Source organism: Cognatiyoonia sp. IB215446 (assembly GCF_033963825.1).
GTDB lineage: Bacteria > Pseudomonadota > Alphaproteobacteria > Rhodobacterales > Rhodobacteraceae > Yoonia.
The window spans coordinates 1,326,921-1,348,399 of the sequence record NZ_JAXBMD010000001.1 but is presented as its reverse complement, the minus strand read 5'-3'; the positions used below and the strand labels follow the sequence as shown (position 1 = coordinate 1,348,399).

Genomic DNA, 21,479 nt, shown 5'->3' with positions numbered 1-21,479 from the left:
ATCGCGCGCCATGTTAGATTTGAGATATCCACGAAGCAGTTCCGTCACAACAGCACCATCTGCAACCGGCGATCAGCATCATTGAAACCCCGCAGGGTCGCCGACGATCCGAGAGGAAATGAAGGACAGTGAATATTTTCAATGCCAACCGTCACATTTCTCAAAATGGATGCGGGCCGGCAGCACTTCCGCCCGGCCCGCTTGAACGCTTCACCTCATCAACCACACATTGCCGCGCCCGGGCGCGTCAATAGATATATCTGATCTGTTCGGTCCAGTACCGCTCAACGCGCCGCAATGCGCTGGTGATGTCTTCAATACCCGACTGGTCCAACACGCCGCGCTCAACAAGGCCGTCAGCGTGGGTCGAGAACAACTTCGCCACAATCTCACGCACTTCCCGACCCTTCTCGGTCAGGCGGACGCGGACGGAGCGGCGATCAATCTCGCTGCGCTGGTGGTGCATGTAGCCCATCTCAACCAGCTTCTTGAGATTGTAGGACACGTTCGAACCCTGATAGTAACCACGCGTCTTCAACTCACCAGCCGTGACCTCATTGTCGCCCACGTTAAACAGCAAGAGCGCCTGGACCGGATTGATCTCTAACAAGCCGACACGTTCGAATTCGTCCTTGATCACATCCAGCAAGAGGCGGTGCAGTCTTTCAACCAGAGTCAGCGAGTCCAGATATGATGCCATGAAGGCCGCACTGCGCGCCGCTGACATACCTGTCTTCGCTTGGCCATTAAGGTCGGTATGAATGCTCATCTCGTCACTCCATCTTCTGCTCGATGATCTGATTAAGACGAAACAAAAAACATTCAGTTAAATGATAAAATTGAAGCTACTTTCGCGAAAATCACGCGGGGCGCGTGACGCCCTCGGACACGGCGGAAATATCAGCCATTAAAGTGCGATAGCGCTCTGGAACAGCCAATTGACCGCCGATCCAAGCATAGATGTCGTGATCATTCTCGGTGAGCAATGCATCATAGAGCGTCAGATCCGCGTCGGACAATCCGTCAAGCTTCGCTGCTGCGAAAGCCGACAGGATCAGGTCCATCTCCTTGATCCCCCGCCGCATGGAGCGCATGCGCAACCGTTTGATCATCGTGACGCGGTCTTCGGTCATAGCTGTTCCTTGATGGCAGCCCGAAGCCGCTTTTCAAGCTGCCCCAGCTTTTCGCCGGATTGGGCTATCTGCGCCCGCAGACCACGTATCTCTGCCAGCAGATCCAAGAGATCGGCGGCAACGGAGCCATCCTCGCCCGGCGCCTCTGGCCCATCGCCCTCGCCGGTCAAGAGCCAGCTGAGCGAGACACCCAGAATGCCCGCGACGATCTGCAAACGGTTCGCCCGCGGCTCTTTGATATCATCTTCCCAGCCGGTAATCACAACAGGTTTTACCCCCAGCTTCGCGGCAAGCTCTTTCTGGGTCAGCCCGGCGGCCTCGCGGGCACCGGCAAGGCGATCCCCGAATGTCGCAGCATCCGGACTGAACCAATCAACGTCTGAAACGGTCATTCTGCACTCCTTGCCGCTTGCGCTTATCCGCGGCCCCAGCCTATGTCATCATTGATCGCAAATAACCACCGGATGAGGCTGATGACTTTCCTTTCTGCGACGCTTGACCGCGTAAAACCATCACCGACGATTGCCGTGACGACAAAAGCGGCGGAATTGAAGGCGGCGGGTCGCGATGTGATCGGCCTTGGTGCGGGCGAGCCGGATTTTGATACGCCGCAAAACATCAAGGATGCGGCCGTTGCCGCAATTGCGGCAGGCAAGACGAAATATACGGCAGTTGACGGCATTCCGGAACTGAAAGAGGCGATCAGCGCAAAGTTCAAGCGTGACAATGCGCTCGATTATTCAACCGCGCAGATCACTGTGGGAACCGGTGGCAAACAGGTTCTCTACAACGCGTTTATGGCAACGCTGAACCCGGGCGATGAAGTGATCATCCCTGCCCCCTATTGGGTCAGCTATCCGGATATGGTGTTGCTGGCAGGCGGCACACCCGTTCCTGTCGAAGCCACTTTGGACAAGGGCTTTAAGATCACAGCAGAACAGCTTGAGGCGGCCATCACGCCCAAGACAAAGTGGTTCCTCTTCAACTCCCCCTCAAACCCCTCCGGCGCGGGCTATTCATGGAGCGAGCTGAAAGAGCTGACCGATGTTCTGATGCGGCACCCCCATGTGTGGGTGATGACGGACGACATGTACGAACACCTCGCCTACGGCAATTTCAAGTTCTGCACGCCAGCACAAGTCGAACCGGAGCTTTACGACCGGACGCTGACGGTGAACGGCGTGTCCAAAGCCTATGCGATGACCGGCTGGCGGATCGGCTATGCAGGCGGGCCGGAACATCTGATCAAGGCGATGCGCAAGGTGCAGTCGCAATCCACGTCGAACCCCTGCTCGGTCAGCCAATACGCGGCGCTTGAGGCGCTCAACGGCACGCAGGATTTCATCGCCCCGAACAATGCATTGTTCGAACGGCGGCGAGACCTTGTAGTCGACATGCTGAACAAGGCGCCAGGGATCGTCTGCCCCAAGCCCGAAGGCGCGTTCTACGTCTATCCGTCCATCGTGGGCTGCATCGGCAAAACTTCGGCAGGCGGGACGCTGATCGAAAACGATGAGGTTTTCGCCACCGCATTGCTGGAAGAAACTGGCGTCGCAGTGGTCTTTGGTGCCGCCTTCGGCCTAAGCCCCAATTTCCGGGTCAGCTATGCGACCTCGGACGAGGCGCTGAAAGAGGCGTGCGAGCGGATCATCGGGTTTTGTGAATGGCTGACCTAATCGATCTTTGCAGTAGCGGCGATTTTGTCAAAATGTCGCAGCATGGTATCCTCCGCAAAAGCGGGGGTACAAATCATGCAAACGACAATCCTTGTGGGCACAACCAAGGGCGCTTTTCTCGTGAACAGTGAAGAGGACCGCCAGGATTGGCAGGTCAGCGGGCCCTTCTGCGACGGCTGGACTATCAACCACATGATTGGCGCAGGTGACACGATCTGGGCAGGCGGTGGTGGCGACTGGTCAGGCGCGGGTGTCTGGCGCTCGGATGACAGGGGCGAGACCTGGACCTGCGCCAAGCTCACCAAGGGGCAGATGGATGAGTGGGCGGCAAACGATCCGGACTTCGCAGCAATGATTGGCTGGACCGACACACCACCACCATTCGGTGAGGAATTCAGCCAGATCTGGTCGCTCGGGCACCATCACGGCACGCTCTATGCAGGCACGAAACCAGCCAATCTCCTCACCAGCACAGACAATGGCGAGACGTGGCTGAAGCTGGAAGCGCTCGCCAACCACCCGTCCGCCGACACTTGGAACCCCGGTGCCGCCGGGCTGACGCTTCATACGATCGTGGGAGACCCGGCCAACAAGGATAAGCTCTGGATCGGCATTTCAGCAGCTGGCGTCTTTGCCACGGAAGACGGTGGACAAAGCTGGGAACGGCGCAATCGTATGTCGAATGCCGAGGCCTGCGAGGGGCACCATCATCCCGCAGCGCCGGCAAACGGCGAGACGGGGCACTGCGTCCACAACATGATGCGCGCACCGGGCGATACGGACCGGCTTTATCAGCAGAACCACCACGGTGTCTGGAGATCCAACGATGGTGGACGATCCTGGGACGATATCAATAGCGGGCTCCCCTCGACCTTCGGCTTCCCGATCCGGGTCCATCCGCACGACCCCGATACGATCTGGACGATCCCGTTGAACGGCGACAGCGCCGGGCGCTACCCGCCCGATGCCGCCGCCGCCGTCTGGCGCTCTCGCGATGCGGGGGAAAGCTGGGAAGCATTGCGCGAGGGGCTGCCGCAGGAGGCCTGTTACTTCACCGTTCTCCGCCAAGCCATGGCGGGCGACAAACAAGAACAGGCGGGCATCTATTTCGGGACCAATAGCGGGTCGGTTTTCGCCAGTATTGACGAAGGCGATCACTGGACCGAGATCGCGCGACATCTGCCGACGATCCTGGCCGTTGAAGTGCTTGAAAACCCACATTAAACCGACTGGCCGCGTAATGCGCATGGTGATAGATTACTTTGCAGACCGCAAAAGGAACGATCTGCCATGGCAAGCGCACTTCCCCCCTATTACTTCCGTATTCGCGAAAACGGGGCCGCTGTTTTTCGGATCAACACCGAGAACCGGCAGGGCCGCATTGACATGGAACAGATTGCGGTCGTGAACACCAATCGGGGTGATTTCAAGCCGCATGGTGACCAAGAGCTGAACCAGGCCGATGAAGCCGCAATCAACGATTGGATCACCGCGCGTCAGGCGCAGCTTGCGGCGCGCGACCTTGACGAAATGCGGCGTACGCGCGATCAGTTGAACCTGATGACCCAATGGGCACTTTCAAAGGCAACGGATGCGCAACTCGAAGAACTGACCGACGACATCTTGCTCGCCATTCACGATCTGCGCGCCGTCCTTGTGCGCAAGAAGGCCGACCGGCTGGCCAAGCCCTGACAATCCCGCGCCATCACGACCCACAATTCTCCGATTGTTTTGCCTGATCCTCTGACCCTGCGGGATGTACATTTCCGAAAGCAGCGGCATGCGATAGGATAAAACGATGAGTTTAGAGACCTTATTGCAAGACGTGACCCACTGGCGCGACGCGCAAGCAAACGACGATGCATTGATTGCAACCGGCGTCCGCAATATGGGCGTGATCACGGGTTGCCACGAAACACTGCGGGATTGTACAATCATCGATCCGGCGATCAGCCTGGTCCTGCAAGGTCAGAAAGAGGCCTATTACGGCGACCGCAAGATCGCCTATGGCGCGGGTGATCTGCTGATCGCCGGTCAGGCCATGCCGCTTTTGTCTTCGGTCATTACTGCCAGCCCCGAGCGGCCCTTCATGGCGCTTGGCATTCTGATTGATATGGACATGCTCCGTTCGCTTTATAGCGATATCGATGCCTCGGCCTGGATGGGTGAAGCGTCGCACGGGCTCGATGCGGGCAAGGCTGAGCCAGAGGTGATCGATGCGATGGCGCGCCTTTTTCACCTCGGTGATGATCCGGTTGCAGAGCGTGCACTTGCACCGTCCATCACGCGCGAGGTCTATTTCCGCGTCTTGCGCAGCCAGCACGCCGGCGCGCTGCGCCAATTGATGAACCATGACAGCAAGGCCAGCCGCATCGCCAAGGCCATCGCCCATATCCGGCAGGAATACCGCCGCCCGATCCGTGCCGCCGATCTCGCCGCCATCGCGGGCATGAGCGCATCTGTCTTCTATGAGCATTTCAAAGAGGCCACGGCCCGTAGCCCGCTCCAGTTCCAGAAGGATCTGCGCCTGATGGATGCACATCGCATGCTGCAGCACGGCGACGCCCCGATCTCATCCATCGCGCTTCATGTCGGTTACGAAAGCCCAGCCCAGTTCAGCCGGGAATTCTCACGCAAGTTCGGTGCACCTCCCAAAAGCTTCGTCGGCGCACGCAAGGCGGGTTGAGGCAATCGCTTCTCCGAAGGATCAGAGGATCAGGCAAGCGTGAAGGAGGATACCACCTGTTGGACAGGTTAACCTGTTCATATCTTTGAAGTCTGACGCAAACCCACATTCGCCAAATGGAGCATGACATGAGCCTGGCCGATCAGATCCCGCAAGATACCGCATTTCACGCCAAAAGCACCGGCGCCGAGGTTTTGGCCGATATCGACCTGACCGGAAAGACGGCCATCGTCACAGGCGGTTATAGCGGCATCGGCAAGGAGACCGTGCGCGCCATGGCTGATCGCGGGGCGCGGATTATTGTCCCGGTGCGCTCTGCCGAGAAAGCAAAGGAACAACTCGCCGATCTGACGGGCGACATCACGACGGCACCACTTGATCTGGCCGACCTCACCTCGGTCCGGCAATTTGCGGATCGCATGACCGACGCGCTGCCGCATCTTGACCTCCTGATCAACAATGCAGGCATCATGGCGACCCCGGAAACACGGGTGGGTCCGGGTTGGGAAAGCCAGTTTGGGGTCAACCATATGGGTCATTTTGCCCTGACTAGGGCCTTGATGCCGCTTCTGGAAAAAGCGGGCGTGCCGCGGGTTGTTGCCTTGTCTTCGACCGGCCACAAGATCACCGATATCCACTGGGACGACATCCAGTTCGCGCAAACCCCTTACGACAAATGGCAGGCCTACGGACAGGCCAAGACGGCCAATGCGCTCTTTGCCAATGCCCTGTCACGCCGCATGTCATCTTTTGGCGGCACGGCATTTTCGGTTCACCCGGGTGGCATCTTTACACCGTTGCAACGACACCTGCCGAAAGAAGAGATGATCGCGCTTGGTTGGCTGGGCGAAGATGGCGAGCCTTCTGAATTGGCCAAGCAAGGGTTCAAATCCCCCGAACAGGGATGTTCAACAACGTTGTGGGCGGCAACCTCACCGCTTTTGGCCGGTAAGGCAGGTCTCTATTGCGAGGATTGCAACATTGCCGCTCCAACCCAAGCGGATGCGCCCAGGGCCCGCTATTTCGGTGTGGACGCGCATGCTTGCGACGATGACAGCGCCGAGAGGCTTTGGCAGATCAGCGAGGACTTGTTGGCCGCAGCATAGCGGCTCAACAAAGGCCCCATTCAATCAGATAAAGTTCAAAAAGCGGGTTTTGGTAGAGCGTGAAGAGCCCTGCCAAAACCACCACTGCCAGCAGGGTGCATGCAAAGGGGATAAGCCAGCGAGCCTTCATGCGGTGGCCCGCCGCTCTGCCAAAGTCCGCTCGGTGATCGGCCAGTTCAGCAAAGCCGCAATCAGGCTCAGCCCGATGGCGATGCCCCAGGCTGCGTCATAATTCCCGGTCCGATCATAAAGCCAGCCGCCCATCCAACCCCCGGCGAATGAGCCCAGTTGATGCGCGAAAAAGACGATCCCGCCCAGCATCGACATGTGTTTGACCCCAAAGACCGAGGCGACCGTGCCATTGGTCAGCGGCACTGTGGATAACCAGAAGAGCCCCATCACCGCACCGAACATGTAGGCGGACCAAGCCGAAAGCGGCAGAAACAGAAACGCTGCAATGACCACACCGCGCGCCAGATAAATCCACGACAGCAGCATAGGCTTGCGATACCGGCCGCCCCAGAAGCCTGCAAAGTAGGCACCCGCGATGTTAACAAGCCCGATAAGCGCCAGCACCGTCGTGGCAACGCCGCCACCGATGCCTTCATCGGCGAGATATGCAGGCAAGTGGATCGCGATGAACACCACCTGAAACCCACAGGCGAAAAAGCCGAGCGACAAAAGCCAAAAATCCCTTTCGCCCGCCGCGTCGCGCAAGGCCTGCACGAAACTGACATCCTCGACGGCGCTCGTCACCGGTGCAGGCGCGGTGCGGATACCAAAGCCCAACGGCAGCATCAGCAGTGCCAGAATGGACAGAGCGACCAACGCGCCCTGCCAGTCAAAACCGATGATCAGACCAAGGGAGATGGGAAGCATCGCAAACTGCCCGAAGGAGCCGACAGCCATTGTTATGCCCATTGCAAGAGACCGTTGTTCAGGAGCGACTAACCGACTGATCGCGGCAAAAATCACCGGGAAGGTTGTCCCCGACAAACCCAGCCCAATGAGCACGCCTGCACCGAGGATAAACAGCGTCTCACCGCCGACCTGGCTCATCATCCAAAGGCCTGCCGCGTAAAGCACCGCACCGATCGCGATGACGGGCTTGGCCCCGTATCTGTCGGCAATCATGCCCGTGATCGGCTGGCTCGCGCCCCAGACAAGGTTTTGCAGCGCCATAGCAAAGGCAAAGGATTCGCGCCCCCAGCCCTGCGCCATACTGACGGGTTGCAGAAACAACCCAAAGCCGTGCCGGACGCCGAGCGAGATCAGCAGGATCAGCGATCCGCAAATCAGGGCAATGCCCGCGCCATGCCATCTGGATTGTGCCACTTTGATTGATCCGCGCAACTGGTGCAAAACGCAGCCTGCGCAATCACGGGGCCTGGGTCAATATCCTGGCTGCATTTCGCCTGACAACCTGTCAGCGCAGCACATGCACCGCGCATTTGGCGTGACGCACAACCTTGGCCGCGGTCGAGCCCAGCAGGTAGTCCTGCATGCCGGGCTGGTGGCTGGCGATGATGATCAGATCGTTAGATTCTTGACCCGCAAACTCCAGAATTGTGCGGGCAGAATGGCCGCTCACTACCATCGTTTCGGCATTCGGCACATGCGCCACAAGGCTCGCGAGGGTCTCAAGAATGTCAGCTTTCGCGCGATCAAGATGATCCGGAGGCAGATATTCGGTCGCGTATTTCGGCAGGCTTTCCATCACGTGCAGGCAGGTGATCTTGCCGCCTTCGGCACGCAGCGCCTTGGCAATCTCCATAGCACCTTGGGCGTTACGATCCGCCTCAAAAGAAACCGGGACAAGGATGTTGGTATACATGGGACTTTCCTTTGCTGTCGGAAAAGTCTTAGCAGGTCCCCCCGTGTCCGCCTTGATCTAGGTCACGCGTTGCGGCAATGCACGCCCCTCTTCCCAGGCCACGATGTTATCGAGCGCCATTTGCCCCATTGCCCTGCGCACTTCGAGCGCGGCGGTGCCCAGATGCGGCAAGAGCACGACGTTCTCCAGCGCGCAAAGCGCATCCGGTACCAAGGGTTCGCGTTCGAAGACATCAAGGCCCGCGCCCGCAATCTGACCCGATTGCAAGACGGCAATCAGTGCTGGCTCATCGACGACATCACCACGTGCGATATTCACAAAGATGCCCGTGGACTTCATGGCCGCAAGTGCAGCCGCATCGATCAGATGGGTGTTCGCGCCACCGCCGGGCACAGTGACAACGACGATATCCGATTGTCCCATGAGTTCTGTCAGTGTTGCGACCTGCCGGGCGGGCAGATCAACGGCCTTTTGCGAGCGATTATAGTAGAGTACCGGCATCTCAAAGCCGTAATGGCAGCGCCGCGCAACAGCCTGCCCGATCCGGCCCATGCCGACGATACCTACAGTTTTTCCGGTCACGTGGGTGCCCAGCATCTGCGTTGGCCCCCAACCTGTCCATTTCCCGGCACGCACCAGACGCTCCCCCTCGCCCGCGCGGCGGCAGGTAGAGAGGATCAAGGTCAGGCCGATATCGGCTGTTGCATCCGTGACCACATCAGGTGTGTTTGTCACCGCCACACCCGCCTTGGTCGCGGCATCCACATCGATGTGGTTGTAGCCAACCCCGAAATTGGCAAGGACGCCGCAGCGGATGTCGCCATTGAACGACTCGGCCGTGAACTGGTCCCCCAAGGTCGGCAGGATCGCATCGTAGTCAGCCAAAGCCGCAGACGCCTCAGCCAAGCTCATCCCATCCGCGGTTTCCCTGACCGTCACATCATAATGGTTGCGGGCAAAGGTGAGGTTAGCGTCAGGCAAAACCCGCGTGATCAAAAGCTTCTTCAATGCAAACGCCCTCCGATTGGCACGGTATCGTCCGGCCCCACCAGCACGACTTCGCCATTTTCGTCCGGCATGCCTAGTACGAGCACCTCGGACATGAACTTGCCGATCTGACGGGGTGGAAAATTGACAACAGCGAGAACCTGCCTGCCCACAAGGTTTTCTGGCGAGTAATGCGCAGTAATCTGGGCGGAGGTTTTTTTCTCACCAATCTCTCCGCCAAAATCGATCCAGAGCTTGATGGCCGGTTTACGCGCCTCCGGATAGGGTTCAGCCCGCAAGACCTTACCCACGCGCACGTCCACCTTCAGAAAATCGTCAAACGAAATCTCACTCATCCGCCAACTCCCGCGACCGGGCCGCTGCCGCATCCACCGCGCGGCGCAAAAGCGGACGGAACCCAGTCTCTTCATCCATGAGCACACCCAAGGCCGCCTCGGTTGTACCGCCGGGAGAAGTCACATTAACGCGCAATTGCGCGGGAGTCTCGTCCACATCTTCCGCCAACTCTCCGGCACCGCCAACCGTTGCGGTGGCCAATTGCATTGCGAGGGCGGGCGACAAGCCCTGCGCGACGCCCGCGTCGGCCATCGCCTCGATCAGATGAAAGACATATGCCGGTCCCGACCCAGAGAGCGCAGTGACCGCATCCATCTGATCTTCGCTGTCCAGTCGCACAGTTTGACCGATGGACCAGAGCAGCGCCTCTGCCATGTCCATATGATCGGCGCGCGTCTGACTGTTCCCAATCAGCGCTGTGATCCCCCGGCCAATGGCCGCGGGCGTGTTGGGCATAGCGCGGATTATCGGGGTCGCACCGCCTAAAACTCGCTCAAAGGTCTTGATCGGCGTCCCCGCCGCGACTGAGATCACGAGTGTCTCGCCATTGCCCAAGGCCCGAACATCCGGCAGTGCCGTTTCCATCATCTGCGGTTTCACCGCGATGATCGCAATGGCCGGATGATCGGGCAGCTCACCGCCGATATGCACCCCCTGCTCTTTTAGCCAATCGGAGGGGTAAGGGTCGATGACCCAAACGGCCTCTGGCGGCAGACCGTTACGCAGCCAGCCAGCCAGCATCGCCGATCCCATCTTGCCGCAGCCCAGAAGCACCAGACCGCGCTCTGCGACCTCATTCATATCCATTGCACGTCCCTCGCCCGATGTTTACGCAAAGGTTAAGCAATGGAAGTGACAGAGAAAAGCCTTTTGGCCGTCGCGGGTTAAGCGCGCCCGTAGGCACCGCCAATTGCGGCCTGTACCGCCTCCTCCGCAGTTCGGTCCGACCAAGTCACCAATTGGATCGCCGGATAGTATTGTTCGCATGCGGAAACGGCGGCATTGATCATCGTATCCACCTGATCAGGCCCCGCCATCTGGTCACCGGTCAGCATCAGCCCGTAACGATAGACCATCAGCTTCTGCTCACCCCACCACGTGAAGGACCCGGCCCAGCAGCGATCATTGATCGTGTTGAGCGCCTCGAACAAGGCGGGCATCCGCTCTTCCGGCGGCTCCATTTCATAGGTACAGATCAGGCGCAGGGTCTCGTCGTAAGGCGACCATGCGAGCGTGATAGAATAGGTGCGCCACTGACCCTCAACCGCCATGGCGATCTGGTCGTCATGGATGCGGTCAAATTCCCACGCATGATGTTCGGCGATATGCTCCACCAGGTCGATCGGGTGCAGATCGTCAGCCTCAAGGTAATGTTCGGACAATGCCATATGCTCGGCCTCACTCTTTTTGGCGCAAGGGTCATGGCAGTGCCCAAGCGCTAGGTGCCTGCTCTAGGGGAGGTGTTGTTCACATTATTCCCCTACAACATATCGTGAGGCCTGTTTAAGCACCTGTAAAGCGATTTCTTGGCTAAAGGCGCTACGCCACAGAAGATTCATGTGGACAATTGTAACGCGACAGTAATTTTTGCGGTGTTTGACAGTTAAAGTTGCAGCAAGCGAATTTTTCGATGAGAGGCGGTTTTTACTCAAATACGCGGCAAACTCCACTTCTTCAAAGCAACGTTAAAGGTGTGTTTGAGCAAAGGATGTAGCCAAGAGCAAGAATAGTGAGGCGTTTGCCCAGCGCCGCGACCTCTAGGGTAGGGTCACATCAATCACCCACGCCATGTCATCCCTGTCAACATGGAAGAATAGCTGGCTTGTGCCGTAGCCCTGCTCACGATTTAAAATCTCGCGGAGCTCGGAAATTGACCCGATGTTCTCTCCGGTTGCGGCGTAAGTTCGCAGAGTATCACCAACCTGAAAGTATGATTGGGTGTCCGGTTCAATCCGCGACACACTGACTAAGCTTTCCTGAGTCGATTCTGTAAAATAGACACCAGGTAATTGTGTTAGCTGCTCAGCAACAGCCAGATGGCAAAGCGCAGCGACGGACAATACCGACAACGCCAATACCTTCGCTAGCTTCATGTCAATTCCTTTCAGACGGCGACTGTAAAGGCTCTGTTCTTAGACCTTATCGGGTGGTCGGCTACCATTCGCCCAGTCAGGTACCATATCTTTCATCGCGTCAGACACAACTGCAGCCGAAACCGCGCGTCGAATCCTCGCACTCTACATGGCCGGTCTCGGCCTGACACCGGTCATTAGCACGCACATAATAGCACGGCGACTATTGCCGGGGCTTAGACGCAGGTTGGGACATTCGCGACCGATTACATGACCATTGCGCAGGGTGGTATTGGTCTTTTGATGGGCGACCGATGATGAAGATCGTGCGGCTACGATACCCATTCACAGGGTGGGGGGCGCGCAGGCGGGAAATGCACTAAAACCTGCGGCAGAACTGTGGCGAACCTATCCAAAAGGACAGGCCATGAAACCTAGAAGTTGCCGCATTCCAGCGTGATAAACCTACGCATTAACAGTGAATAGCCTCTAAGTTACGAGTGACGACCCCGGTAACAGGTAGAATTGTCATTGAGTGAACTGTTTGACGGCAGCGCGGGGATGATTAGACCCCGCTGCCGTTCACGGGTTGCTTAACTTGCTGTACAAAGCTCTGCGATCGGTAGTCAGCCTTCTTAGCAAAGCGCTTTGAATAGTCTTTCTGAGCAAAAACTGCGGTACTCTGCTGATCACACGGCGAATATCGGCCACATTTTGCGTGCGTGCAGTGGCACTTTCGGTAACTAGCTGGCAATTATGACTTTCGCCCATCTATTCTTGGCAAATATCATCTGATCCCAGAATTCTGCAGCGCTGCAAGAACTGCTGCCCCTGATGACAGTGCGAGAGTGCTGGCCTTTGCGCCAAGCTCCATGTTTAGGTGCCGTCGGGCAGCAAAAAGGCTTCGATCAGGGCCTGACCGTTGGCACCATTGGTCAGAATGACGATGCCGTCACCTGCATCGCGAAAGAAACCGGCAAAGGCGTTATATTCATCATTGTTGCCGCCATGGCCCACCATCAGGTCCTGTCCAAAGTCAATTGTCATCCAGCCAAGCGACCAGGACACGGCGGGACCGGCACCCACGATATCGGAAAGCAGATCAGGCGCCGGTGACTGTGGGCGGATCATCTCGGCGTAAAGGTCAGGCGGAAGACCCTTGCCCGCACAGATATGGGCGAGGAACGCGGTGTAATCATCGATTGTGGTCGCCAACGAACTGGCGACCATGGCCTTATCATACAGGTTTGTCATTCCCCGCCCGCTTTCGGGGTCTTGCGCGCTTTGGTAGCCGCGCGACGGCAAGACGCTGCCCGGCAAGGGGCGCTGCAAGGTGGAGTTGGGCATGATCTCACCAAGTCGCGCGACAAAGAGGTCCCGCACGCTTTGGCCCGCTTGCGCCTCCACATAGGCCTGCAAAAGCTGAAACGCCTCGCCCGAGTAGGTGAACCGCTCACCGGGCATCGCTTCAAACGGAATGGTCGCTGTCCTTTGGTGAAAATCGGTACCCTCGTCCACCCAATTGGGCAACCCGGTGCGGTGGGTCAGGATCATGCGTGGTGTAAGCGCAGAATAGGCGTCTTTTTCGTCGATACGAGGGTAGTTAAAGTCGGCCGCAATCGGCGTGTCGAGATCAATGATGCCGTCTGCGACCAATGTCATCACGAGATAGGCAAAGACCGGCTTCGTCAGCGATGCCGCCTCAAAGGCGGTCTGCCGCGTCACGTCAGCACCGGTGGCGAGGTCGGCCTTGCCAAGCGTGATCGTCTCTTCCGCCGTGCAATCCTGCAATGTGGCCATCGCCAATCCGGGAATGTCAAAATCAGCCATCAATTGCGTAATCTGATCTGCGTCCAAAGCTCCAGCATTGGTTTCCTGCGCTTGCAGTGATGTCACGCTGACCCAGGCAGCCGCGATGATCGTGATCAACTTTTTGATTTTCAGCATGCGGTCCGTGGCACTTGGTGGGTTCAGCAATTTCTGGTGGGCGCGACTTGCCAAATGATGACGAAATACAGACAAATGTAATGATGTGGCATCAGAACAAATGGCGTGGTCCACATCGCACTTTCACAGTCCTATCACAATGAGCATTTCATGAACACTGACCTTCTGAAGCAACTCTGCGAAATGCCCGGCGTTCCGGGCCATGAACACCGGGTCCGCGCACTAATCGAACAGGAGATCGACGGCCTGTTTGACGAGGTGACAACCGACCCGATGGGCTCTCTCCTGTGTCGTCGTGATGCCAAAAAGAAGGGCGCGCCAAGGGTGATGCTGCTTTGCCATATGGACGAGATCGGGTTTCTGGTCAGCCATATCAGCAAGGAGGGGTTCATCTACCTGCAACCGGCAGGTGGGTTCGACCCACGCAACCTGTTCTCGCGTCGGGTGCTGGTCTGCACCGATGACGGCGATTTCAAGGGTGTGATGAACCCCGGCGGCAAACCGGTTCACATCCAGGCACCCGAAGACCGCAAGAAGGTCCCGCAAATCGGCGATTTCTTCGTCGATCTCGGCATGGGCGAGAAGACGCATGATGTCGTCAAGATCGGCGACTTCGTTGTGATGGACGAACCGTTCCTTGAGATGGGGGACAAGTTCGTCTCAAAGGCGCTGGATAACCGGATCGCGTGCTGGCTGGGGATTGAGGCCATCCGCAAGCTCAAAAAGAAGGGCCGTGGCGCGGAAATCCATGTGGCCTTTACCTGTCAGGAAGAGGTGGGGCTGCGCGGCGCTCGCACGGCCTCTTACGCGATCAAGCCGGATATCGGGCTTGGGATTGATGTGACACTCTCCTGCGACACACCTGGCGTGCCGGACAAGGACGCGACAACCCATCAGGGCCAGGGCTTTGGCCTGCATGTCCGCGATGGGTCATTCATTGCGGATAAAGCGCTTGTGGCCGATATCGAGGCGCTCGCCATTAAGAAAAAGATCCCCTATCAGCGCACAATGCTCGCCTCTGGCGGGCAGGACGGTGCGGCTGCACAGCAGGCCGCAGCAGGTGCGCGCGCGGTGGGGATTACCGTTGGCACCCGCTACATTCACACGGTAACGGAAATGATCGCCAAGGATGATCTGCAGGCCGCTTTGGATATCCTGGTGGCCTATCTGTCAGAGTTTTGACCGAGCCCCGCATCAGCGTCACATTGGTCGAAGCGCTGATTGCGGACCAGTTCCCGCATTGGGCGCATTTGCCCGTTCAGCCCGTCAACCCGCAAGGCTGGGACAACCGCACTTTCCGATTGGGCGAGGAAATGGCTGCGCGGCTGCCGAGTGCGGCGCGCTACGCCGCGCAAGCCGCGAAAGAGCAACGCTGGCTGCCGCATCTGGCAGCGCACCTGCCCTTGCAGGTGCCAGAGCCTCTCGCGGCGGGCAAACCGTCTGAGAGCTACCCTTTTCAGTGGTCCATCATGCGCTGGCTGCCGGGAGAGACGGTCGCGCAGACCGAAGCGGCGCTCCAGCAAAGCATTGCCGCCGACCTTGCGGATTTCCTGAATGCGCTCCGGCGGGTCCCGACCACGGATGCGCCGGGTGCGGGACTGCACAATTTCTACAGAAGCGGCGATCTGCGCATCTATGATCAGGAGGCGCGGCATTGTCTGGCGCAATTGGGTGAGGCGGTGGACGGCGCAGGTATCCTGCGCCTCTGGGACCGGGCCTGCCAAAGCGCATGGACCGCGGCCCCGGTTTGGGTGCATGGCGATGTGGCTCCGGGTAATTTGCTTTTGCGCAACGGGCGGCTTGGCGCGGTCATCGATTTCGGATGCTGCGGCATCGGCGACCCAGCCTGCGATCTGACAATTGCGTGGACGCTTTTCGACACACCCGCGCGAAAGATCTTTCGCGATGGCATTGGCCTTGATGCACAGACCTGGGCGCGGGCGATGGGCTGGGCAATCTGGAAAGCCCTTCTGCAAATGTGTCAGGGACAAACCATCGGGCAAAATACACTGACGGCCGTGATGGCTGAGACGTAATTCAGCAACGCAGCAAGATGGCCGCAGCGGGACCAGTACAATGCAGCGGTTGCGCCATGACAGCACCGCATTGAGACCCGGCCTGCATCACAGAAGCTGCGTCCAGAAAGCGCCCCAGCCCCCGGCGCGTGATGGCGGTGCGCAAAACGCCGGCCAGCCAGGACCGGGCTGGGCGATCAGCGCAAAAGACAAGGCAGACATGCCCACCGGGCCGACAGACCCGCACAAACTCGGCAATTGCCATCCGCGCATCACCGATGGTTTCGATCCCCCATGCGCATGTCACCAGATCAAATGATGCGTCCGGAAAGGGCAAATCCTCAATGCGGCCCTGAACGCGATCCGCTTCCAGAGCCCTGCACTGCGTCAGCATGTCAGGTGATGCATCCAGCAGCGTGAGATGCGCGCGCCCCTCCACCCCCGCAAGAAGCCGCCTTGCAACAGTGCCGGTGCCGCAGGCCGCATCCAGAATACGCATGCCGGGTCGCAGCAGGGCCGCGGCTGCACCCTCAAACGCACATTGCGCCTCGCCACCGGCATGGCGTAGCCAGCGGGCATGCGAACGATCATACGTCTCTGACAATCGATCATAACGCTGAACTGTTGCGATTTGGCTGGCTTGCAATATAGTCATGCTACTTGACTATCAGGAGGTCAACATTTGGTCAAGAAGGTTGACGAACTTGCACCTGACCACATTGGCTGGCGGCTCTGGAACGCCTCAAAGCAGTGGGAGACACGCTTTGCCAAAGCCATGATCGATGCGGGATTTTCCTGGTACGGTGACGCGCGCGCAGGTGTCATCCCCTATATCTCGGCCAACGGCACGAGGCAGGTTGATATCGTGAACCGCATGCAGATCAGCAAACAGGCGGTCCACCAATTGCTGTCCGAGCTTGAAATGGATGGCGTCATCCAGCGCATTCCCGACCCTGATGACGGGCGCGGCCGTATCGTTCAATTCACCGAACTGGGCGTGACAGCGCGAAAAGCTGCGCTCAAGATCAAAGAAACGTTAGAGAACGACCTGCGCTCGGAGCTGGGTGAGGTGCAATTCGATGCACTCTATGCATCACTCGGGGCGTTCTTGCCAAAAGAAGATCGTTGAGACGCCTTGATCGGCTCAGCCGCGCGTCTGTGACATCATGCCGTAAGCGAGGCGAGAACCCCGCATTGTAGAAGATGCGCCTGCGCGGTTGTGCGAGGTGCTATTTGCCCTCAAGCGCCGCAATCCGCGCCTTCAGCGCCTCGTTCTCTTCGCGCGCCTTCTGCGCCATGGCACGGACGGCGTCGAACTCCTCGCGCGTCACAAAATCACGATCCGCGAGCCAGCGGTCGATCATGGATTTCATGGCCGTATTCGCCTCTTCACGCGCGCCCTGGGCCACGCCCATTGCGTTGGTCATCAACTGGCTGAGGTCGTCAAAGACTTTGTTTTTGGTCTGCATCACATTCTCCAATCGCTTGGTACTTATATGGTTGCTGAAAGCCGCCCACACAACCCGGCTCGTTGGTTGACATCGTCGCAGAGTGCGACAAGGAATGGCGCCATGTATGCCGCCATCTCCTTCCCCAATATTGCGCCCGAGATTTTCGCGTTTGAGCTCTTCGGCTTCACCATCGCTCTGCGCTGGTACGCGATGGGTTACATTGTGGGGATCGCACTGGGCTGGATGATCATCAAGGCAGCGCTCAAACGCCCGGCCCTGTGGCGCAATGGGCCGCCGATGCAGATCAGCCAGATGGAGGATCTGCTGACCTATGTCGTGATCGGCGTGATCGGTGGCGGGCGGTTGGGGTATGTCTTGTTTTACAAACCGGGTGAATTCCTCGCTAACCCCATCGACATTCTGAAGATCTGGGAAGGTGGGCTATCCTTTCACGGCGGCTTCATCGGCGTGGTGCTGGGCGTATACTTATTCAGCAGACGCAACAATGTCCCCCTCCCCGATCTGGCGGATATCATCGCAGTCTCGGCCACGCCTGCGATTCTGCTGGTGCGCACCGCGAATTTCATCAATGCAGAGCTTTGGGGGCGGCCCACGGACGTGCCTTGGGGCGTGATCTTTCCGGGTGCCGGGGCGCAATCCTGCGCCACGGCAACTGAACCTTGCGTCCGCCACCCGTCCCAGCTCTACGAGGCGGGATTGGAGGGGCTGTTATTGGGTGCCGTCTTGCTGATTTTGGCGTTCCGCTTCGGCGCATTGAAGAAGCCATGGCTGCTGACGGCGATCTTCTTCATGGGCTACGGCATCGCCCGCTTTCTGGTCGAGTTTGTCCGGCAACCCGATGCGCAATTCGTCAGCCCCGGCAATGAGCTTGGCCTCGCTTTTCATTACGGCGGCTATGGGCTGACCATGGGCCAATTACTGACTTTGCCGATGATCCTGATCGGGCTGACGGTGATCCTCATGGCGCGGCGGCGATGACCGCGCTTGGCGCGCTGATGAAAGCGCGGATTGCGCAGACAGGCCCAATCACCATCGCCGATTACATGGGCGAATGCCTGATGCACCCCAAGCATGGCTATTACGCGACCCGCGATCCTTTGGGCGCTGCCGGGGACTTCATCACTGCCCCGGAAATCAGCCAGATGTTCGGGGAATTGATCGGCCTGGCGCTGGCCCAATGCTGGCAGGATCAGGGCGCGCCAGAGCGGATTATTCTGGCCGAGCTTGGCCCCGGTCGCGGCACGCTGATGGCGGATGCCCTGCGCGCGACGCGTGCTGTGCCAGGCTTTCACGAAAGCCTCGCGGTCCATTTCCTCGAAACCTCGCCCGTCTTGCGCAAGGCTCAGGCGCAGGCGGTGCCGGACGCCGCTTGGCATGACCGGATCGATACATTGCCACCCGGTCCACTTTTCCTGATCGCCAATGAATTCTTTGACGCGCTGCCGATCCGCCAGTTCATCCGCGACGGCGATGCTTGGCGCGAACGGATGGTGGGACTTGACGGCGATGCGTTACAAATCGGGCTCTCCACCCCTGCCCCGCTCACAATACTGGAACACCGGCTTGCCGACACCGAAGACGGCGATCTGGTTGAGCTTTGCCCCACTCTGCCGAGCGTGATCTCCACACTTTCTGGTCGCATTGAAGCGGAGGGCGGTGCCGCAATCATCATCGATTACGGAGATTGGCAATCGCTGGGAGATACGTGGCAAGCTCTCAGCGGCCATGACAAGACGGACCCGCTTGCAGCCCCCGGTCAGGCTGACCTGACCGCCCATGTGGATTTTGCCGAAATCGCCCGCCACACTAGCGCAACAAAACACAGCAGGCTCACTACCCAGGGCGTATTTCTGGAGCGCTTGGGCATCACACCCCGCGCGCAGGCATTGGCTAGATCACTGACCGGCGACGCGCTCCAAACCCATATCCAGGCACATCGGCGCTTGACCCACCCTGCCGAAATGGGTGAGCTATTCAAAGTGATGTCGATCTATCCCGCAACGGCCATGCCGCCACCTGGACTGGAGCCATGACGCTTGAAGTAATCACCGACCCCCTGCTTGACGGTACAACACACGGGTTTTTCACCCGAAAAGGGGGCGCTTCATCAGGTGTTTTTGCGGGGCTGAATTGCGGCTATGGCAGCTCGGACCAGCATGATGTCGTCGGCATCAACAGGGCGCGCGTCGCAGCATCGCTCAATGTAACTACAGATCGTTTGATGGGTGTGCATCAAACCCATTCATCAGATGTTATCGTCGTGGAGAGCCCGGCGGATGGCGGCGCCGAGGCAGATGCATTGGTAACGCGAACGCCCGGGCTTGCCTTGTCTATCCTAACCGCCGATTGCCAACCTGTTTTGCTGGCTGATCCAAAATCAGGTGTCATTGGCGCCGCCCATGCTGGCTGGAAGGGCGCGCTTTTCGGCGTGCTTGAAGCGACGGTCGCGGCGATGGAGACCCTTGGCGCAACTCGTACTCAGATCAAAGCGGTGATCGGTCCCTCCATCAGCCAGCCCAATTACGAAGTGGGCCCCGAATTCAGGGATCGGTTCCTGGACGCCAATGCCGACCACGACAGGTTCTTCGTTGCCGGGCAAAGCGGCCGGTTCCAATTTGATCTCCCGGCGTTTGGATTGGTGCAATTGCGTGCAAGCGGCATCAATCAAATGGCCTGGACGCGGCATTGCACCTACGCCGATCCAGACAGATTCTATAGCTACCGCCGATCCGTCCATCAAAAAGAGGCGGATTACGGTCGACTGATCTCTGCCATTTGTCTCAAAAATGGGCGGTAATGCGGCAACAGCGGGACAAGCCCGCATGGTGTTCATATAGCGTTAACCGCCTGTTCATAAACCAAATACCCCAGAACCCAAAAAAGTATATATAAAATAATAATTTACACGATTTCCGCCGCTTTTTTCACTTTGCGGCAGGCTTTTCCACGAACGGTCAAAGTATCGCCCGGATGCCTCGGCATATTCTTGCCAACGGCGCTGAGAAACTGGTGCCGAAGAAGAAACGAGGTATCAGATGAAAAGTCGCTGGCAAAAATCACTCGAAGCTGCTGTGGCCGCATATGACACACCCATGCCATGGGAGCGAGGCGATATACGGCAGGCCATGATCGCACGCCGCGAGGCACGCGCTGAAGAAGCGCGCGAGACCCAGGCCGCCGACGCGCGCCGGGCCTGAGCGCCCATCAGTTTGTACGTATGGGCGGCAAGGACCCGCCAATGCGCTTGTTGAAGAGTAACGCCGTCGCTGTGACGGGATTATAGCCTGCATGTCAGTTGCTGTGTGATGAGCGCGGTAAATGGTGCGACAGGTAGCTACAGGCCAGATCATGACGGTGTTTCCCCCCAGCACAGCAATGCAGGCCCGCTCCAAAGCCGGGATGCAATCCAATAGCAACCGTTACCCCAATGCGGGCCAGACGGCCCCTCACCCACATATGCGCACACGCAAATACGAAATTGCATATCTTTCGCCGGATAATCAGATCATCGAGTTTTCGCGGCGCGCGCCGGCTATGCCGTCTTTTGAAGACTCGTTTGGCGCGCTGGGTCATGGGGCAATCCTGCAGACGAATAATGGGCCAATGGCCATCGAAGATGTGTTGCCCGGCGACGATATCCGCCTGTCCAATGGCCGCTATGAAAAACTGCTCTGGTCCGGGTCGATGACGATCAGTCCCGTTGATCACGAGACCAACCCCGACCATGGCAGCCTGACACGGATTACCGCGGATGCCTTAGGGCTGAACCGGCCCTCGCCCGATCTTGTATTAGGCCCCACCGCACGGCTGCTTCATCGTGCGCCAGCGGTAAGGACGCTGACCGGCAAGGCGGCCGCTTTCATTCCCGCGCGTGACTTCTTTGACGGGACGAACTTCATCGCGCTACGTCCGGCCACCCCTGTCAAGGTCTATCAGATCGGTTTCGCTCGGCAATGCAGCCTGACTGTGAACGGGATCGAAATCGAAAGCCTGCACCCCGGCACCGCCTTCGCTTTGGGCCTGCGCGGCGATATGCTCGCGCAATATCTCGCGCTTTTCCCGCACAAGCGCAATCTGGACGATTTCGGCGAGATGAAAAACCCCCGCCTGCGTTTGCGCGATCTGGAGCTCTTGGGATAACATCCCAAAGGCAAGTTCGGGGAAAGATCTTACACTAAGGGTTTGACCCGTCTA

The 21,479-nt window shown here is 58.4% G+C and carries 26 protein-coding genes; 13 read left to right on the top strand and 13 right to left on the bottom strand.

Annotated features, from left to right (window positions below):
- Positions 1–247: 247 nt before the first annotated feature.
- The 3 genes from SLH49_RS06755 to SLH49_RS06745 all read right to left on the bottom strand — a co-directional run bounded on the left by SLH49_RS06755 (position 248) and on the right by SLH49_RS06745 (position 1,525).
- On the bottom strand, positions 248–727 hold the full coding sequence (locus SLH49_RS06755) for a MarR family transcriptional regulator (protein WP_320268531.1): 480 nt from the start codon (positions 725–727) through the stop codon (positions 248–250).
- A gap of 133 nt (positions 728–860) precedes the next feature.
- Positions 861–1,133, bottom strand: coding sequence for a succinate dehydrogenase assembly factor 2 (locus SLH49_RS06750; RefSeq protein WP_320268367.1), 273 nt, complete (start codon positions 1,131–1,133; stop codon positions 861–863).
- Entirely contained in the window at positions 1,130–1,525 is a 396-nt protein-coding gene (locus SLH49_RS06745) for a helix-turn-helix transcriptional regulator (RefSeq protein WP_320268366.1), read from the bottom strand. The genes SLH49_RS06750 and SLH49_RS06745 overlap by 4 nt, the downstream gene beginning before the upstream one ends.
- A gap of 81 nt (positions 1,526–1,606) precedes the next feature.
- Here SLH49_RS06745 and SLH49_RS06740 point away from each other — a divergent pair, with 81 nt between their 5' ends.
- From SLH49_RS06740 to SLH49_RS06720, 5 genes are all read left to right on the top strand, one after another.
- Positions 1,607–2,809: a pyridoxal phosphate-dependent aminotransferase gene (locus SLH49_RS06740; protein ID WP_320268365.1), complete on the top strand. Its 1,203-nt coding sequence runs from the start codon at positions 1,607–1,609 to the stop codon at positions 2,807–2,809.
- Between the two features lie 75 nt (positions 2,810–2,884).
- Positions 2,885–4,033 (top strand): exo-alpha-sialidase, encoded by a 1,149-nt coding sequence (locus tag SLH49_RS06735; RefSeq protein WP_320268364.1) that lies wholly within the window; start codon positions 2,885–2,887, stop codon positions 4,031–4,033.
- 66 nt (positions 4,034–4,099) lie between these two features.
- Positions 4,100–4,501 (top strand): hypothetical protein, encoded by a 402-nt coding sequence (locus SLH49_RS06730; RefSeq protein WP_320268363.1) that lies wholly within the window; start codon positions 4,100–4,102, stop codon positions 4,499–4,501.
- Between the two features lie 106 nt (positions 4,502–4,607).
- Entirely contained in the window at positions 4,608–5,495 is an 888-nt protein-coding gene (locus SLH49_RS06725) for an AraC family transcriptional regulator (RefSeq protein ID WP_320268362.1), read from the top strand.
- A 128-nt stretch (positions 5,496–5,623) separates the two neighbouring features.
- A complete protein-coding gene (locus tag SLH49_RS06720; RefSeq protein ID WP_320268361.1) occupies positions 5,624–6,601 on the top strand; it encodes an oxidoreductase in 978 nt (325 codons plus the stop codon).
- A gap of 126 nt (positions 6,602–6,727) precedes the next feature.
- Here the strand turns inward: SLH49_RS06720 and SLH49_RS06715 are convergent, their stop codons facing one another.
- The 8 genes from SLH49_RS06715 to SLH49_RS06680 form a co-directional block, all read right to left on the bottom strand.
- Complete coding sequence (locus tag SLH49_RS06715) at positions 6,728–7,936, bottom strand: MFS transporter (protein ID WP_320268360.1); 1,209 nt, start codon at positions 7,934–7,936, stop codon at positions 6,728–6,730.
- 91 nt (positions 7,937–8,027) lie between these two features.
- The gene (locus SLH49_RS06710; protein ID WP_320268359.1) at positions 8,028–8,435 is read right to left on the bottom strand and encodes a universal stress protein; all 408 of its coding nucleotides are present in this window, start codon (positions 8,433–8,435) and stop codon (positions 8,028–8,030) included.
- Positions 8,436–8,492: 57 nt separating this feature from the next.
- Positions 8,493–9,443, bottom strand: coding sequence for a D-glycerate dehydrogenase (locus SLH49_RS06705; protein ID WP_320268358.1), 951 nt, complete (start codon positions 9,441–9,443; stop codon positions 8,493–8,495).
- Positions 9,440–9,778: a tRNA-binding protein gene (locus tag SLH49_RS06700; RefSeq protein ID WP_320268357.1), complete on the bottom strand. Its 339-nt coding sequence runs from the start codon at positions 9,776–9,778 to the stop codon at positions 9,440–9,442. Before SLH49_RS06700 ends, SLH49_RS06705 begins: the two co-directional genes overlap by 4 nt.
- A complete protein-coding gene (gene proC, locus SLH49_RS06695) occupies positions 9,771–10,586 on the bottom strand; it encodes a pyrroline-5-carboxylate reductase (RefSeq protein ID WP_320268356.1) in 816 nt (271 codons plus the stop codon). The genes SLH49_RS06700 and proC overlap by 8 nt, the downstream gene beginning before the upstream one ends.
- A gap of 77 nt (positions 10,587–10,663) precedes the next feature.
- Positions 10,664–11,167: a YbjN domain-containing protein gene (locus SLH49_RS06690; RefSeq protein WP_320268355.1), complete on the bottom strand. Its 504-nt coding sequence runs from the start codon at positions 11,165–11,167 to the stop codon at positions 10,664–10,666.
- A gap of 369 nt (positions 11,168–11,536) precedes the next feature.
- Positions 11,537–11,872: a hypothetical protein gene (locus tag SLH49_RS06685; protein WP_320268354.1), complete on the bottom strand. Its 336-nt coding sequence runs from the start codon at positions 11,870–11,872 to the stop codon at positions 11,537–11,539.
- Between the two features lie 855 nt (positions 11,873–12,727).
- On the bottom strand, positions 12,728–13,798 hold the full coding sequence (locus tag SLH49_RS06680; protein WP_320268353.1) for a serine hydrolase domain-containing protein: 1,071 nt from the start codon (positions 13,796–13,798) through the stop codon (positions 12,728–12,730).
- Positions 13,799–13,948: 150 nt separating this feature from the next.
- Between SLH49_RS06680 and SLH49_RS06675 the strand changes: the two genes are divergently transcribed.
- Positions 13,949–14,980 carry a M42 family metallopeptidase gene (locus tag SLH49_RS06675; RefSeq protein ID WP_320268352.1) on the top strand — a complete coding sequence of 344 codons (1,032 nt, stop codon included), beginning with the start codon at positions 13,949–13,951 and terminating at the stop codon, positions 14,978–14,980.
- The gene (locus SLH49_RS06670; RefSeq protein WP_320268351.1) at positions 14,977–15,834 is read left to right on the top strand and encodes an aminoglycoside phosphotransferase family protein; all 858 of its coding nucleotides are present in this window, start codon (positions 14,977–14,979) and stop codon (positions 15,832–15,834) included. The genes SLH49_RS06675 and SLH49_RS06670 overlap by 4 nt, the downstream gene beginning before the upstream one ends.
- 1 nt (position 15,835) lies before the next feature.
- On the opposite strand, the gene SLH49_RS06665 is transcribed toward SLH49_RS06670, so the two are convergent.
- On the bottom strand, positions 15,836–16,468 hold the full coding sequence (locus SLH49_RS06665) for a class I SAM-dependent methyltransferase (RefSeq protein ID WP_320268350.1): 633 nt from the start codon (positions 16,466–16,468) through the stop codon (positions 15,836–15,838).
- A gap of 27 nt (positions 16,469–16,495) precedes the next feature.
- Between SLH49_RS06665 and SLH49_RS06660 the strand changes: the two genes are divergently transcribed.
- Positions 16,496–16,942: a MarR family winged helix-turn-helix transcriptional regulator gene (locus tag SLH49_RS06660; RefSeq protein WP_320268349.1), complete on the top strand. Its 447-nt coding sequence runs from the start codon at positions 16,496–16,498 to the stop codon at positions 16,940–16,942.
- A gap of 100 nt (positions 16,943–17,042) precedes the next feature.
- Here SLH49_RS06660 and SLH49_RS06655 read toward each other — a convergent pair whose 3' ends face one another.
- On the bottom strand, positions 17,043–17,282 hold the full coding sequence (locus SLH49_RS06655; RefSeq protein ID WP_320268348.1) for an accessory factor UbiK family protein: 240 nt from the start codon (positions 17,280–17,282) through the stop codon (positions 17,043–17,045).
- Between the two features lie 102 nt (positions 17,283–17,384).
- Here SLH49_RS06655 and lgt point away from each other — a divergent pair, with 102 nt between their 5' ends.
- The 5 genes from lgt (at position 17,385) to SLH49_RS06630 (ending at position 21,425) form a co-directional block, all read left to right on the top strand.
- Entirely contained in the window at positions 17,385–18,263 is an 879-nt protein-coding gene (gene lgt / locus SLH49_RS06650) for a prolipoprotein diacylglyceryl transferase (protein ID WP_320268347.1), read from the top strand.
- Positions 18,260–19,318, top strand: coding sequence for a class I SAM-dependent methyltransferase (locus SLH49_RS06645; RefSeq protein WP_320268346.1), 1,059 nt, complete (start codon positions 18,260–18,262; stop codon positions 19,316–19,318). The genes lgt and SLH49_RS06645 overlap by 4 nt, the downstream gene beginning before the upstream one ends.
- Positions 19,315–20,082, top strand: coding sequence for a peptidoglycan editing factor PgeF (gene pgeF / locus SLH49_RS06640; protein ID WP_320268345.1), 768 nt, complete (start codon positions 19,315–19,317; stop codon positions 20,080–20,082). Before SLH49_RS06645 ends, pgeF begins: the two co-directional genes overlap by 4 nt.
- A 238-nt stretch (positions 20,083–20,320) precedes the next feature.
- Positions 20,321–20,482 carry a hypothetical protein gene (locus SLH49_RS06635; RefSeq protein WP_320240393.1) on the top strand — a complete coding sequence of 54 codons (162 nt, stop codon included), beginning with the start codon at positions 20,321–20,323 and terminating at the stop codon, positions 20,480–20,482.
- A gap of 151 nt (positions 20,483–20,633) precedes the next feature.
- Positions 20,634–21,425 (top strand): Hint domain-containing protein, encoded by a 792-nt coding sequence (locus SLH49_RS06630; RefSeq protein WP_320268344.1) that lies wholly within the window; start codon positions 20,634–20,636, stop codon positions 21,423–21,425.
- The last annotated feature ends 54 nt before the right edge of the window (positions 21,426–21,479 follow it).

What these genes read in the sequence shown, in the direction of transcription:
- SLH49_RS06630 (WP_320268344.1), top strand. Translation starts at nt 20,634, where the DNA reads ATGACGGTGTTTCCCCCCAGCACAGCAATGCAGGCCCGCTCCAAAGCC.
- SLH49_RS06710 (WP_320268359.1), bottom strand. Translation starts at nt 8,435, where the DNA reads ATGTATACCAACATCCTTGTCCCGGTTTCTTTTGAGGCGGATCGTAAC.
- SLH49_RS06645 (WP_320268346.1), top strand. Translation starts at nt 18,260, where the DNA reads ATGACCGCGCTTGGCGCGCTGATGAAAGCGCGGATTGCGCAGACAGGC.
- SLH49_RS06685 (WP_320268354.1), bottom strand. Translation starts at nt 11,872, where the DNA reads ATGAAGCTAGCGAAGGTATTGGCGTTGTCGGTATTGTCCGTCGCTGCG.
- SLH49_RS06750 (WP_320268367.1), bottom strand. Translation starts at nt 1,133, where the DNA reads ATGACCGAAGACCGCGTCACGATGATCAAACGGTTGCGCATGCGCTCC.
- SLH49_RS06720 (WP_320268361.1), top strand. Translation starts at nt 5,624, where the DNA reads ATGAGCCTGGCCGATCAGATCCCGCAAGATACCGCATTTCACGCCAAA.
- SLH49_RS06730 (WP_320268363.1), top strand. Translation starts at nt 4,100, where the DNA reads ATGGCAAGCGCACTTCCCCCCTATTACTTCCGTATTCGCGAAAACGGG.
- SLH49_RS06635 (WP_320240393.1), top strand. Translation starts at nt 20,321, where the DNA reads ATGAAAAGTCGCTGGCAAAAATCACTCGAAGCTGCTGTGGCCGCATAT.
- SLH49_RS06735 (WP_320268364.1), top strand. Translation starts at nt 2,885, where the DNA reads ATGCAAACGACAATCCTTGTGGGCACAACCAAGGGCGCTTTTCTCGTG.
- SLH49_RS06655 (WP_320268348.1), bottom strand. Translation starts at nt 17,282, where the DNA reads ATGCAGACCAAAAACAAAGTCTTTGACGACCTCAGCCAGTTGATGACC.
- SLH49_RS06680 (WP_320268353.1), bottom strand. Translation starts at nt 13,798, where the DNA reads ATGCTGAAAATCAAAAAGTTGATCACGATCATCGCGGCTGCCTGGGTC.
- lgt (WP_320268347.1), top strand. Translation starts at nt 17,385, where the DNA reads ATGTATGCCGCCATCTCCTTCCCCAATATTGCGCCCGAGATTTTCGCG.
- SLH49_RS06665 (WP_320268350.1), bottom strand. Translation starts at nt 16,468, where the DNA reads ATGACTATATTGCAAGCCAGCCAAATCGCAACAGTTCAGCGTTATGAT.
- SLH49_RS06740 (WP_320268365.1), top strand. Translation starts at nt 1,607, where the DNA reads ATGACTTTCCTTTCTGCGACGCTTGACCGCGTAAAACCATCACCGACG.
- SLH49_RS06690 (WP_320268355.1), bottom strand. Translation starts at nt 11,167, where the DNA reads ATGGCATTGTCCGAACATTACCTTGAGGCTGACGATCTGCACCCGATC.
- pgeF (WP_320268345.1), top strand. Translation starts at nt 19,315, where the DNA reads ATGACGCTTGAAGTAATCACCGACCCCCTGCTTGACGGTACAACACAC.
- SLH49_RS06755 (WP_320268531.1), bottom strand. Translation starts at nt 727, where the DNA reads ATGTCAGCGGCGCGCAGTGCGGCCTTCATGGCATCATATCTGGACTCG.
- SLH49_RS06725 (WP_320268362.1), top strand. Translation starts at nt 4,608, where the DNA reads ATGAGTTTAGAGACCTTATTGCAAGACGTGACCCACTGGCGCGACGCG.
- SLH49_RS06675 (WP_320268352.1), top strand. Translation starts at nt 13,949, where the DNA reads ATGAACACTGACCTTCTGAAGCAACTCTGCGAAATGCCCGGCGTTCCG.
- proC (WP_320268356.1), bottom strand. Translation starts at nt 10,586, where the DNA reads ATGGATATGAATGAGGTCGCAGAGCGCGGTCTGGTGCTTCTGGGCTGC.
- SLH49_RS06745 (WP_320268366.1), bottom strand. Translation starts at nt 1,525, where the DNA reads ATGACCGTTTCAGACGTTGATTGGTTCAGTCCGGATGCTGCGACATTC.
- SLH49_RS06700 (WP_320268357.1), bottom strand. Translation starts at nt 9,778, where the DNA reads ATGAGTGAGATTTCGTTTGACGATTTTCTGAAGGTGGACGTGCGCGTG.